The organism is Geobacter metallireducens GS-15, assembly GCF_000012925.1.
GTDB classification, from domain to species: domain Bacteria; phylum Desulfobacterota; class Desulfuromonadia; order Geobacterales; family Geobacteraceae; genus Geobacter; species Geobacter metallireducens.
In genome coordinates this window covers 2,766,361-2,779,250 of sequence record NC_007517.1, presented here as the reverse complement: position 1 = coordinate 2,779,250, position 12,890 = coordinate 2,766,361, and the positions used below count along the sequence as shown (strand labels likewise).

The window sequence follows — 12,890 nt, the reverse complement described above, 5'->3', positions numbered from 1 at the left end:
CTTAGCCTGAGGTCGTGTTAATGCATTCTGCTCTTGCCCTGGTCGGTGATGACCTGAAAAACGTCGAAGCACAGTTCAAGAAGGACCTCGAGTCGGATGTCTACCTGATCCGCAAAGTGGGGGAATACGTTCTCGCCAGCGGGGGAAAACGGATCCGGCCGACGCTCCTGCTCCTCGCCGCCAAGCTGTGCGGCTACACCGGCGACCGGCATGTGCCCCTGGCGAGCGTCATCGAATTCATCCATACCGCCACGCTTCTCCACGACGACGTGGTGGACAACGCGACCCTGCGCCGCGGCAACGCCTCGGCCAACGAGGTGTGGGGCAACGAGGCATCGGTCCTCGTGGGCGATTTCCTCTTCTCCAAGTCGTTCTCTCTCATGGTTCAGGCCGGTGACCTGCGGGTTCTCAAGGTCATATCCGATGCCACCACCATCATTGCCGAGGGTGAGGTCCTCCAGCTCCTCTGCACGAGCGATCTGGATATGACGCTGGAGCGGTACATTGAAGTGGTGAAGAGCAAGACCGCCGTCCTCCTCTCCGCTGCCTGCGAGGCGGGAGCCATCCTCGGGAAGGCCACGCCGGAGCAGGAACTGGCCCTGCGGGACTTCGGCATGGATCTGGGGATTGCCTTCCAGCTCATGGACGACACCCTCGACTACACGGCCAGCGAGGAGCAGTTCGGCAAGGAGATCGGCCATGACCTGGAAGAGGGGAAGATCACCCTCCCGCTCATCCACACCCTCCGCAAGTGCACCGACGAGGAGCGCGAAACCATCGCCGCCGTCGTGGAGAAGGAGGTCATGGAGCCGGGTGACTTCGAGGCGGTATTCGCCCTGGTCCACAAGTATGGCGGCATCCAGTACACCACCGAGGTGGCAGGCGAGTACATTGCCCGCTGCAAGGAGCACCTCCAGGCGTTCCCCGCCTCCACGGAGAAGCAGGCCGCGCTCGATCTGGCCGACTACGTGGTGAGCCGCAACCGTTAACGAACCCTCTGCCCCGGTCACACGGCGGCTCAGTCTGTCTGGTCTATCTCACCCGGTCCGGCGCCGGCCGGGCCTGACCGATTTCTCCCTTGCATTATTGCTGGCCATCCTCTACATAATCACACCATGACGCTGACAGGTCCCCTCCGCATCCTGTTTCTTGCCGCAGCAATCATCGGGATCAGCCTCTTTCATTATCTGACTCCGCTCCATCTTCCTGCGCTCCACGACATCTTCCAGCGGCTCTACTACCTGCCGATCATTCTGGCCGCCCTCTGGTTCGGTCTGAGGGGGGGGCTCGCCGCTTCCATCATCGTCAGCATCCTTTACGTTCCCCATGTCCTCTTTCAGTGGGGCGTGCATCCGTCGCTGGAGCTGGAGAAATTCCTGGAGATTCTCCTCTACAACGTGGTGGGGGGAGTTACCGGATTCCTCTGCCAGAAGGAGGGGGAGCGCCGCGAGGAACTGGAACGCGCGGCCCGGCGCCTCGAAGAATCGTACCGCGCGCTCCGGAGCCAGGCAGACCTCATTATCGGCATCGAGGAACAACTGCGCCGGGCCGAGCGGCTGTCGGCCCTTGGAGAGCTTTCGGCCATGCTGGCCCATGAGATCCGCAATCCCCTCGGCTCTATCCGGGGGACGGCGGAAATCCTTCGGGACGACTTCCAGCCGGGGCATCCGAAGCACGAGTTCCTGGAGATTCTCCTCAAGGAGACCGATCGCCTGAACCGGGTGGTCGAGGATTTTCTCCGGCTGTCACGTCCTGGTGACGGGGAGAGAAAGACCTGCGACCTGGCTGCCGAGCTGCGGGAGTTGGTGACTCTTCTCGGCAGCGATGCCGCGGCCCGAGGGGTGCGAATTGGCCTTGAGGCTGACGAGGTGCCGCCGGTCACCGGCGACCCGGAGAAACTGCGGCAGGCTTTTCTCAATTTGATGCTGAACGGCATCCAGGCCACCGGTGCGGGGGGGACTGTTACGGTGAGGGTGAAGATGTTCCCGCGTAGCGGCGACGACCGCCCCCTTGTGGAGCTGGCGTTTGCCGACACCGGTGCGGGAATCCCGCGGGAGAGCCTCGAAAGGATATTCACGCCGTTTTTCACCACGAAGGAGGGGGGGACGGGACTCGGTCTCGCCATCACCCAACGGATCGTGGAGGGACACGGCGGGACCGTGACGGTGGAGAGCGAGCCGGGGCAGGGGACAACGTTCCGGGTGCGGCTTCCCCTGTAAGGAGTGACGGGTGGCAAATGGCGAGAAGAAAACCGTGCGGGTGCTGATCGTTGACGATGATGTGTCGCTGCGCCGGGTGCTCGAGTATAATCTCCAGGAGGAGGGGTACGAAGTGCTCACCGCCGGCAGCGGCGAGGAGGGGCTTCGCCTCTTCGAGGATGGCGCGCCGACCCTCGTGGTGACCGACCTGAAGATGCCCGGCATGGGTGGATTTCAGCTCCTCAGGGAGGTGAAGGAGCGCTTCCCCGACACGGTCGTCATCGTCATCACCGCCTTCGGCGCGGTGGAAGCGGCGGTGGAGGCCATGAAGGCCGGGGCCTACGACTTCATTACCAAGCCTTTCAATCGGGAGGCATTGAAGCTGACGGTTCGCAAGGCCCTGGACATGCAGGGGCTTTCCCGGGAGAACCGGCGCCTCAGGGAGGAGCTTTCCGAACGGGAGGAGTTCCGCAGCATCATCGGCATTTCCCCTCCCATGGAGGAGGTCTTCCGTGTCATCGACCGGGTGGCCGATACCGACGCAACCGTTCTCATCACCGGTGAGTCGGGGACCGGCAAGGAACTGGTGGCCCGGGCCATTCACAACCGGAGCTCGCGGCGCGCCGCACCCTTCGTCGCCATCAACTGCGCCGCCATCCCCCGCGATCTCCTTGAGAGTGAGCTCTTCGGCCACGTGAAGGGGGCCTTCACCGGGGCAGTGCAGGACAAGGAGGGTAAGTTCCGGCAGGCCGAGGCGGGAACCCTTTTCCTCGACGAGGTGGGGGAACTGCCGGTGGAGCTCCAGTCGAAACTTCTGCGCGCGCTCCAGGAAAAGGAAGTGCAGCCGGTCGGGGGGGCTCACACCATCAAGCTCGACGTGCGGGTGGTGGCAGCCACCAACGCCGACCTGGAGGAAGCCATCGCGGAAGGGCGCTTCCGGGAGGATCTCTTCTACCGCCTTTCGGTTATTCCCGTCCACCTCCCCCCCTTGAGGGAGCGGAAGGAGGATATCCCGCTGCTCGTGCGCCATTTTGCCGCCAAACACGGCGGGGCCTCCGTCACTTTTTCTCCCGAGATCCTGGCAGTCATGGCCGCCTACGGCTGGCCCGGCAACGTGCGGGAACTGGAGAACACCGTGGAGCGGATCCTCATCATGCGCAACGCCGACACGATCCACCCCGACGATCTTCCCGAGAAGGTGCGGCGTGGGCGCTCTCCCCAGAGGGAATGCCGGGTCATCAACCTCCCCGACGAGGGGTATTCCCTAGAGCAACTCGAACGGGAGATCGTCGTCGAGGCCCTGGAGCGCAACAACTGGAACCAGAGTTCGGCGGCGCGCTTTCTGCGCATACCGCGTCATACCCTCATCTACCGCATGGAGAAATACTCCATCACAACGCCGGAGAGAAAAAAATGAGAAAGATTTTCCTGATTCTGCCGATCTTGTTCCTGTTGGCCCTTACGGGATGCTCAAAAGAGTCGAAGCCTCCCGTCGAGGAGAACCCTGCCCCCGATTTCACCCTGAACACCCTGAACGGCGAGGTGGTGAAGCTCTCCGACCTGAAAGGCCAGGTGGTGATCGTGAACTTCTGGGCCACCTGGTGCCCCCCCTGCCGCGAGGAGATTCCCTCCATGATGCGGCTCAACGCGGCCATGGCCGGGAAACCGTTCCGGATGCTCTGCGTCTCCATCGATGAGGGGGGGAAGGTGGCGGTGGAGGAGTTCTTCCGCAAGACCGGTTTCACTCTGCCGGTGCTTCTGGATGCCGACAAGCGGGTCGGCAAACTCTACGGCACAACGGGTGTCCCCGAGACTTTTGTCATCGACCGCCATGGTGTTATACTCAAAAAGGTCGTCGGCGCCATGGAGTGGGACCACCCCGAGGTGATCGCCTTCCTGAACAACGAACTTAGCAAAGCGAGATAGCAAGTAGCAAGTAGCAAGTAGTCAAAATAGCTACTTCACTACTTCACTACCTCGCTACCTCACTACCTCACTACCTCGCTATCTCGCTATCTCGCTATCTCGCTATCTCGCTATCTCGCTATCTCGCTATCTCGCAGAGGTCTTCATGGATTCATCCCACGTTACTTTCTTAGGCGCGTTCATTGCGGGGTTCCTCTCGTTCCTCTCTCCGTGCGTGCTGCCGCTCATCCCCTCCTTTATCACCTACATCACGGGGCTTTCCTTCTCCGATCTCCAGGCGGAGCACCCGAGCCACAAGGTCCGGCAGCAGACCATCGTCCATACCCTCCTCTTCATTGCCGGATTCACCACTGTCTTCGTCCTGCTGGGGGCCTCGGCAACCTTTATCGGCGGGTTTCTCCACGAGCACATGGACATTATCCGGAAGGTTGGAGGAATACTGATCATCATCTTCGGCATCCATGTCACCGGTCTGGTCCCCATTCATCTGCTGCTGGGAGAGAAGCGGGTCACCGTCCACCGCAAACCGGCCGGCTATCTGGGGAGCTTCGTTGTCGGGCTTGCCTTTGCCGCCGGGTGGACTCCCTGTATCGGCCCCATCCTCGCCTCCATCCTCATGGTGGCCACCACGGAGGAGACGGTTTCCCGCGGCGTTCTTCTCCTCCTGACCTATTCCATGGGGCTTGCCATTCCCTTTTTCCTCTCGTCCCTGGCCATGCACCAGTTCCTCGTCGTTTTCAACCGCTTCAAGAAGCATATCCGGATCTTCGAGATTATTACCGGCGTCTTCCTGATCATCGTCGGGGTCATGATTTTCAGCAACTACCTGAGTATCCTGTCGCGGTTCAGCATGAAGTGGCTCGGGGGGGAGTGACATCATGGCGGGGACAGGCGCCTCAATCCAGTTGACCGTCGTGGATCTGGACGCCACCGAGGCGTTCTACGCGGGTATCCTGGAGCTTGATGTAATGAGGGCCCTGACCGCCCGCGGCGCCCCCGAGCACCTGATTCTGAAACATGACCGTTTGGAGATCATCTTCGTCCAGGAAGATGCGGTGGTGCGGGAGCATCCGGCCCTGGAGGAGCGTTTCGACGAGTTTCCCAAGGGGGTCGGCTTGACCATCCACGTGAAGGTGGATGACATCGTAGAGACCTATGAGGCCGTTGCGGAGGAGGAACTGGAGATCTTCTACCCGCTTGAGACCAAGCCGTACGGCATCAAGGAGTTCTGGTGCTTCGACCCCGATGGATATCTGGTGGTTGTGGAGGAGGCCCGCCGCGGGAAGTAGCACCGAAACACGATACAAATGAAGAAAGGGGCGTGAATCTCACGCCCCTTTTCCGTCATCCCTCTGCTCGTTCTTCTTCCCGGAAGAACAGGTGTCCGCCATTCAGGTGGGAACCCCTAGCCTTGGCAGGATAATCTTGTTGAGGACAACCCAGAAAGCCAGAAAACCTCCCGCTATCAACAACTCGTCCATTGTTATTTCCTCCTGCACGCATACTACCAATTATATTCGGGAAAATATATATGTTTTCGTGGAGGATTTTTTTGTATTCCCGGGACACCGTCCGTCGATGAGGGATCATTTGACTTGCCTGAAATCAGGGCTATACATTGAATTGCGCTGTTCATGCTGCTCCAGCAAGTCTGGATGGTAAAAGAGGGAGAAACCATGCCAAAACAGACCGGAAACGCAAGGAATCCCTTTGTCCTTCTAGCGCTCTTCATCCTGGTGTGCAGCGGCGGCTGCGCGACATACCCCATCAGTCACGATAAGGCCGTGCCGGTGGCGCGAGGGGCGCTGTTCGAGTACCCGTATTTTCACGATCAGGTAACGGGGATCGCGGTTTCCGGCCAAGGGAGGATTTTTGTGAATTTCCCCCGATGGGACAAGGATCCTCTCTATTCCGTGGCCGAGGTGCTCCCCGACGGGTCGCTCCGCCCCTATCCCGATCATGGCTGGAACCGGTGGGGGGCCGATGAAACGGCCCATCCGGAGGCGCACTTCATCTGCGTGCAGAGCGTTTTTGTTGATCACAGCGACTTTCTCTGGATTCTCGACCCCGCATCCCCTGCCTTCAATGGGGTGGTACCGGGCGGAGCGAAGCTTGTGAAGGTCAACCTGAAGACCGACCAGGTCGAGCGGGTAATCCCCTTCGCCCCTTCGGCGGCACCCCATGAAAGCTACCTGAACGACGTGCGGATCGACCCTGAGGGCAACTTCGCCTTTATCACCGATTCGGGGAAAGGCGCCATCGTCGTGGTCGACCTGGAGAGCGGCAAGGCCCGAAGGCTCCTCTCCGGTCACCCTTCAACCAAGGCGGAGCCAGGTTACGTGCCCGTGATCGAAGGGAAGGAGTTGCGGAACGAAGATGGCACGGTGCCCAAGATCCACGCCGACGGAATCGCCCTCGACAGCCGGGGGGAGTACCTCTACTACCACGCTCTGGTTGGCCGTACCCTCTATCGCATCAGGACTTCCTTCCTGAAAGACCCGTCGCTGCCTGAGAAGGATCTGGAGAACCACGTGGAGCGGATAGCGGAAACGGGAGCCGCGGACGGGATGCTCATGGATGCCCAGGACAACCTCTACCTGACCGCCCTGGAAGAGAACGCCGTCAAGCGGTACCGGCCGTCGGAACCGACCCTGAATACCATTATCCAGGGTGGCTTGCACTGGCCGGACTCCCTGGCCATCTCTCCCGATAACTACCTCTACGTTACCGATTCACAGATAAACCTGGCGCCCCGCTTCAATCACGGAAAGGATCTGCGGATCATCCCCTACAAGTTTTTTAAGACGTGGCTTATGCCGTTTTCACATGATGGGTTGCTTCCCCCGTGATACGGGAGGTGTGGCAGTACCTTTGTGCCGGGGAAAATCATCAGGTATGTCTGAATGGGGTTGATTGATGTCCCTTCAAGAGCCCTCAAAGGAAGCCGTCGAAATCGATATCACCGTTCACATTTTCACCGTTTCGGCAACACTCGTTGGGGTGTGCCTGACGGTCATCAGCCTGCTCATCATAAGCCGCAAGCTCTCCCATGTGAAAAGTCTCGGAGAGGACCTGCTGGCCTTCGATGCTCTGTTGTTTCTTTCCTCGTGCATTCTATCCTACTCCGCATTGCGGGTGCGGAAGAAGGGACGTCGGCATACACTTGAAAGGACCAGTGAAGAAGTGTTCTTCGTTGCCCTTGCCTTGATGGGGATAATTTGTGTTTTCATCGTGTATGAACTGATTTGAGAGGACGGTCATCTAACGGGGCAAATCAATTTACATAGTTGAGTTCAGTCCACTATCTTGGGGATCACATAGAAGAGGGTGAAATTGAAATCGCCCGTCAGATAGTCGAGATAGCCAAGGCCGGCCAATATGATGGTGCTGAACGCCAGGTGAAACGTCCTCGATCGCGCTTCAAGCCAGGAGAAAAATATGGGGTAGAGTCGAGATGGGGCAAGATGTTCCATATGAGGTGATAGTAGCAATAAACTAACCATCGTTCCATTGATACTGATGGGAATAAATCTCGTCTATTTCATGATTCTGCCATGAACATTAACCGTCGTGATTTTCTGAAACTAGCCGGTGCAGGGGGGCTTGCCCTCGCCCTGCCCGGCTGCGCGGGGAATCTGCCTCTACCAAAGGAGGTCTTTCCCGACTTTGGCGACTCTGGGCGCCCCTGGCTCGGCCTTGCCACGTCGCTTCGCGAGGAGCACGACTACGAGGCGCGCATCGAGGGGACGATTCCCTCCGCCCTCAGGGGGACTCTCTACCGCAACGGCCCGGCGCTTTTCGACCGAGGCGGGCTGCGCAAGCGGACTTTGCTGGACGGGGATGGAATGGTGCAGTCCTTCACAGTCGGCGACGGCGGGGTCCGCTACCGCAACCGCTACGTCCGGACGGAGAAATTCGTGGCCGAAGAGGCCGCCGGCCGTTTTCTGTATCCCACGTGGAGCACCCAGAAGCCGGGAGGTTTCTGGGGCAATTTCTGGCAGGCGGGGTCGGTTCCGAACCAGGCGGGCATAACAGTTTTCTGGTGGCGCGGAAAACTCTACGCCTTCGACGAGGGGAACATTCCGTACGAGCTCGACCCGGAGTCCCTGGCCACCGCCGGTCCTTCGAATCTGGGGCTGACCCCCGGCACTGCCTTCTATTCGGCCCATCCCAAGCTTGATCCCCACACCGGGGAATGGCTCCACTTCGGGGTGAAGTACGGCCCGAGGCCGCTCCTCCATCTCTCTGCCTTCGCGGCCGACGGAAGTCTGAAGCGACACCGGACGTTTCCTCTCCCCCGCTATGTGTACATGCATGACTGGATCGTTTCCGGCCGGTACCTTATCCTCTCCCTTCACCCTGTCGAAATCGAATTCTGGGGATTTCTCCTGGGATTTCGAAGCCTTTTTGCCTCGCTTCGCTGGCGGCCGGAATGGGGGAACCTGCTGATGATCGTCGAACGGGAAGGGGAGGGGAAGCCGCGCCTGGTGGAGACCGAGGCGTGTTACATGTGGCATTCCTTCAACGCCTATGAGGAGGGAGGCGAAACCGTTGCCGACTTCATCGGCTACCGCAATCCGGACCACTTCGTGGGAGATGATCCGGTCATCTCCGCCGTCATGGAAGGGCGTAGGGGACACTACGATTTTCCCGGAGAGATCATGCGGTACCGGATCGACCCCGTCCGTTGCACGGTTCGTCGGGAGACCCTGAACCCGGGGAGCTGCGAGTGGCCACGCATCGACGAACGCCTCCGCTGCCGTCGCCATCGCATCGGCTACGCGGTGAAGTGCCTTCCCGGCGAGTTCTTCTGGTCCATTGTCATGCGCGTCGATTTCCTGAGCGGAACCACCGCCGAATATTCTTTCGGACGGGGGAAATACTGCACCGAAGCGGTCTTCGTGCCCAAACCGGGAACATCTGCGGACGCAAGCCAATCGGCCGGAGAGGGGTGGCTCCTGACGGAGGTCTACGACAGCCATACCCGAAAAAGCTTTCTTGCCATCTTGGACGCGGGAAGGGTTGCCGACGGCCCCCTTGCCATTGCCCATCTTACCCATCACGTTCCTTTCAGCTACCATGGTTGGTGGCATCCTTCACCCGTTTAATCATCAGGGGATATTAAAGGAGTTCGCGACGGTTCCGGAATTTACATGCAGAAAGAGATTGACAGAATGCGTGTCCGTGTCCTATATTGAAAATCACTTTCAGCTCGGAGCGGAAATGAAACGGGTGAAACAGAAAATATTCCAGGACTATATTGCCAGGCAGGGTCTCAAGTCGACCCGCCAGCGCGACATCATCCTCGACGCCTTTCTTTCCTCCGACCGGCACCTGAGCATCGAGGAACTGTACCTTAAGCTCAGGGCCAAGCATCCCAACATCGGCTACGCCACGGTCTATCGCACCCTGAAGCTCTTCGCCGAGTCGGGAATCGCCCGGGAGATCCACTTCGGCGACGGCCAGACCCGCTACGAGCACGTCTCGGAGGGGGAGCACCACGACCACCTGGTATGCACGGGATGCGGCACCATCATCGAGTTTGAGAACGAGAGCATCGAAAAGCTCCAGGATGAGGTGGCGGCGGCCCACAACTTTCTCATCAAGCACCACAAGCTGGAACTCTACGGCCTCTGCGCGAAATGCCGTTCGTAGTCCGTTCGTACGCGACGGAAAATTTCTGTCGTGTCTTTTTTTGCTTGTGTGATTGAAAGTGAATATCAATAGCATAATTTCATGAAGGAGTGACCATAGATGGGAATATTCAAGCGCAAGCCTTCCTGCCACGACAGCGCTAACGCATCGACCGCGGGAGGGAAGAGAGTGGCACTGGTGGGGAACCCCAACGTGGGGAAGAGTGTTCTCTTCAATGCCCTTACCGGCGCCTACGTGGCGGTTTCCAACTATCCCGGGACGTCGGTGGAGGTATCCCGCGGCTCCACCACCATCGAGGGGGAGCAGTACGAGATCATCGATACTCCCGGCATGTACTCCATCCTTCCCATAACCGAAGAGGAGCGGGTTGCGCGGGAGATCCTCCTGGGTGAGCGGCCCGACGTGGTGCTTCATGTCCTCGATGCGCGGAACCTGGAGCGGATGCTGGCCATGACCATACAGCTCGTGGAGGCGGGGCTCCCGGTGGTTCTGGTGGTGAACATCATGGACGAAGCCGAGCGGATGGGGCTTTCCATCGACATTCCGCTCCTGCAGGAGAAGCTGGGGATTCCGGTCATCGGTGCCGCCACGGCCAAGAAACGGGGGCTTCCCGAGATTCGTGAGGCCATCGCCTCCTACGACGCCGGCCGCCACGCGACGTTCGGGTACAGCCGCCGCATGGAGGGGGATATCGCCGCTATTGCCGAACTTTTGCACGGTGACTACACCCTGTCGAAGAAGTCCCTGGCGCTCCTGCTCCTCCAGCGGGATGAGGAGATCGCCAGGCTCGTGGCGGAACAGGAAGGCGCGCAGGCGCCGCTCATCGCCGAGCAGGTGAAGGAGAAGATCTTCGAGCGGCGGGAGTCGTTCCACCTTGACCTCTCCCTCGAACGGAAGGGTATCGTGAAGGGGCTCCTGGCGGGGGTCACCGCATTTCCGGACAAACGGCGCATCACCTTCGGAGAGCGGCTCTCCTCCTGGGCGGTCCACCCGATCACCGGCGTTCCGCTCCTGTTTGTGGCCCTCTACTACGGGCTCTACCAGTTCGTCGGCGTTTTCGGCGCTGGCACCCTGGTGGATTTTCTGGAAGGAACCCTCTTCGAGAAATATTTCAACCCGTGGATAACTGGGGTCGTCAAGGGGATCGTGCCGTGGGAAATCATCCAGGAGCTGTTCGTGGGAGAGTACGGCGTCATCACCCTGGGGCTGCGGTATGCCGTGGGGATCATCCTTCCTATCGTCGCCACCTTTTTCCTCTTTTTCTCCATCCTTGAGGACAGCGGCTACTTTCCGCGGCTCGCCCTGCTGGTGGACCGGCTCTTTAAGAAGATCGGCCTTACCGGCCGGGCGGTGATCCCCATGGTCCTCGGCTTTGGCTGCGACACCATGGCCACCATGGTCACCCGGACCCTGGAAACCGTGCGGGAGCGGATCATCGCCACGGTGCTCCTGGCCCTGGCAATCCCCTGCTCGGCCCAGCTGGGGGTCATCATGGCGCTCCTTTCCAAGACGCCGGGGGCCCTGGCGGTCTGGGGAGTCTGCCTCCTGGTCATCTTCCTGGTGATCGGGCTCCTGTCGGCCCGGGTCATGCCGGGCGAGACCCCCATGTTCTACATGGAGCTTCCCCCCATGCGGCTCCCCCAGTTCTCCAACGTCATGACCAAGACCTACACCCGGATGCAGTGGTATTTCATGGAGATCCTCCCGCTCTTCATCTTCGCGTCGGTGATGCTGTGGCTCGGCAAGATCACCCATTTCTTCGAGAAGCTCGTGGTATGGATGGAGCCGGTCATGGCGACCATCGGGCTTCCGAAAGAGGCGGCGGTCGCTTTCATCTTCGGCTTTTTCCGGCGCGACTACGGCGCTGCCGGCCTCTATGACCTCCAGACCAAGGGGCTCATGGATGGCCGGCAACTGGTGGTGGCTGCGGTGACCCTCACCCTCTTCGTCCCGTGCGTGGCCCAGTTCCTGATGATGAAGAAAGAGCGCGGCACCAAGGTTGCCACCATCCTAGCGATCTTCATCTCGGTGGTGGCCTTCGGGAGCGGCTACCTGCTGAACAAACTCCTCCTGGTGACGGGGATTGTATGATTCGCTGCGGCTTCTGCGGTCATGAGTTCCCCGAGGAAGAGGGGATCAGGGGATGCGGCCGGTGCGGGAAGACCTGCCGGTCCGTGCGCTGTCCGAAGTGTTTCTACGAGAACCCCCCCGAGCCGAAAGTGCTCAAGGCATTAAAGGGCATTCTGAAAAAAGATGGGAAAACGCGATAAAATCGAACTGTCACCATGTGTGCATCGATAAAGGAGAGACCATGAAACTGTCCGAAAAAGCGGAAGAGATCCTCGAAGCCCTCTGGATAGCCTGCGAGGAGGAGGGGAAGCCCTCCCTCGACAAGGAAGAGATTACGGTTGCGGCCGGCGATCCGGCATATGGTGAACTGGCTTCCCTGGCCTTTATCGAGATGCGGGACGGCCGCGTCTCCCTGCGGCCCGAGGGGAAAGACGAGGGGAAGCGGACGGTGCGGCGCCACCGGCTCGCCGAGCGCCTCATGATGGATGTGTTCAACATCCGCGGCGACAGCGCCGAGGCCAAGGCGTGCGAGTTCGAGCATCTGCTCCACGAGGAGGTGGACGCCAAGGTCTGCACCATGCTCAACCACCCGGTCACCTGCCCCCACGGCAAGCCCATTCCTCCCGGCGATTGCTGCGACACGGCCAGGAAAAGCGGCGATCTCGGCGTCGTTCCCCTGACAGAGCTCAAGGCAGGGGAGGAGGGGGACATCGCCTACATCCTCACCGAGGACGACACCAAGATGCGCAAGCTCATGGCCATGGGGGTCCTGCCGGGAAACCGGATCAACCTCATGCAGACCTTCCCGTCGTACATCTTCCGGATCGGTTACTCCGAATTCGCCATTGACACCGCCCTGGCCCGGGAGATCCACGTGCGGAAGTAATTCCCCTTTGTCACCTTGTGTCGGAGCATGATGTCGGGAGGGGCGGGACTCCCGCTCCGAACCGATCCAGCGTCACCAGCCGGTCTTCGTGGCACCTGAGCAGCGGCTTCCGAGGCTTTCCCTCCGCTAATTCCATAGGTGGTTTTTTGCGGGGA

14 protein-coding genes are annotated in these 12,890 nt (G+C 59.9%); 13 read left to right on the top strand and 1 reads right to left on the bottom strand.

The window, feature by feature from the left end; genetic code table 11:
* Positions 1 to 20 precede the first annotated feature (20 nt).
* From GMET_RS12360 to GMET_RS12325, 8 genes are all read left to right on the top strand, one after another.
* A complete protein-coding gene (locus GMET_RS12360) occupies positions 21 to 989 on the top strand; it encodes a polyprenyl synthetase family protein (RefSeq protein ID WP_004512445.1) in 969 nt (322 codons plus the stop codon).
* A 126-nt stretch (positions 990 to 1,115) separates the two neighbouring features.
* Positions 1,116 to 2,219 carry a two-component system sensor histidine kinase NtrB gene (locus GMET_RS12355; RefSeq protein ID WP_011366055.1) on the top strand — a complete coding sequence of 368 codons (1,104 nt, stop codon included), beginning with the start codon at positions 1,116 to 1,118 and terminating at the stop codon, positions 2,217 to 2,219.
* Positions 2,220 to 2,229: 10 nt separating this feature from the next.
* Positions 2,230 to 3,615, top strand: a complete 1,386-nt coding sequence (locus tag GMET_RS12350) for a sigma-54-dependent transcriptional regulator (RefSeq protein ID WP_004512447.1) — start codon at positions 2,230 to 2,232, stop codon at positions 3,613 to 3,615.
* Positions 3,612 to 4,124, top strand: a complete 513-nt coding sequence (locus GMET_RS12345) for a TlpA disulfide reductase family protein (protein ID WP_004512448.1) — start codon at positions 3,612 to 3,614, stop codon at positions 4,122 to 4,124. Before GMET_RS12350 ends, GMET_RS12345 begins: the two co-directional genes overlap by 4 nt.
* A 145-nt stretch (positions 4,125 to 4,269) precedes the next feature.
* A complete protein-coding gene (locus GMET_RS12340) occupies positions 4,270 to 4,998 on the top strand; it encodes a cytochrome c biogenesis CcdA family protein (protein ID WP_004512449.1) in 729 nt (242 codons plus the stop codon).
* A gap of 4 nt (positions 4,999 to 5,002) precedes the next feature.
* Positions 5,003 to 5,413 (top strand): VOC family protein, encoded by a 411-nt coding sequence (locus GMET_RS12335; protein WP_004512450.1) that lies wholly within the window; start codon positions 5,003 to 5,005, stop codon positions 5,411 to 5,413.
* A 387-nt stretch (positions 5,414 to 5,800) separates the two neighbouring features.
* Entirely contained in the window at positions 5,801 to 6,973 is a 1,173-nt protein-coding gene (locus GMET_RS12330) for an L-dopachrome tautomerase-related protein (protein WP_004512451.1), read from the top strand.
* Between the two features lie 67 nt (positions 6,974 to 7,040).
* A complete protein-coding gene (locus GMET_RS12325; RefSeq protein WP_004512452.1) occupies positions 7,041 to 7,373 on the top strand; it encodes a hypothetical protein in 333 nt (110 codons plus the stop codon).
* 44 nt (positions 7,374 to 7,417) lie between these two features.
* Here the strand turns inward: GMET_RS12325 and GMET_RS12320 are convergent, their stop codons facing one another.
* Positions 7,418 to 7,597 (bottom strand): hypothetical protein, encoded by a 180-nt coding sequence (locus GMET_RS12320; RefSeq protein WP_004512453.1) that lies wholly within the window; start codon positions 7,595 to 7,597, stop codon positions 7,418 to 7,420.
* 81 nt (positions 7,598 to 7,678) lie between these two features.
* Between GMET_RS12320 and GMET_RS12315 the strand changes: the two genes are divergently transcribed.
* The 5 genes from GMET_RS12315 (at position 7,679) to GMET_RS12295 (ending at position 12,735) form a co-directional block, all read left to right on the top strand.
* Entirely contained in the window at positions 7,679 to 9,232 is a 1,554-nt protein-coding gene (locus GMET_RS12315; protein WP_004512454.1) for a carotenoid oxygenase family protein, read from the top strand.
* A 115-nt stretch (positions 9,233 to 9,347) separates the two neighbouring features.
* Complete coding sequence (locus GMET_RS12310; RefSeq protein ID WP_004512455.1) at positions 9,348 to 9,779, top strand: Fur family transcriptional regulator; 432 nt, start codon at positions 9,348 to 9,350, stop codon at positions 9,777 to 9,779.
* Positions 9,780 to 9,878: 99 nt separating this feature from the next.
* Positions 9,879 to 11,870, top strand: coding sequence for a ferrous iron transport protein B (gene feoB, locus GMET_RS12305; protein WP_004512456.1), 1,992 nt, complete (start codon positions 9,879 to 9,881; stop codon positions 11,868 to 11,870).
* Positions 11,867 to 12,049: a hypothetical protein gene (locus GMET_RS19070; protein WP_004512457.1), complete on the top strand. Its 183-nt coding sequence runs from the start codon at positions 11,867 to 11,869 to the stop codon at positions 12,047 to 12,049. The genes feoB and GMET_RS19070 overlap by 4 nt, the downstream gene beginning before the upstream one ends.
* A 41-nt stretch (positions 12,050 to 12,090) precedes the next feature.
* Positions 12,091 to 12,735 carry a metal-dependent transcriptional regulator gene (locus GMET_RS12295; protein ID WP_004512458.1) on the top strand — a complete coding sequence of 215 codons (645 nt, stop codon included), beginning with the start codon at positions 12,091 to 12,093 and terminating at the stop codon, positions 12,733 to 12,735.
* Positions 12,736 to 12,890 lie beyond the last annotated feature (155 nt).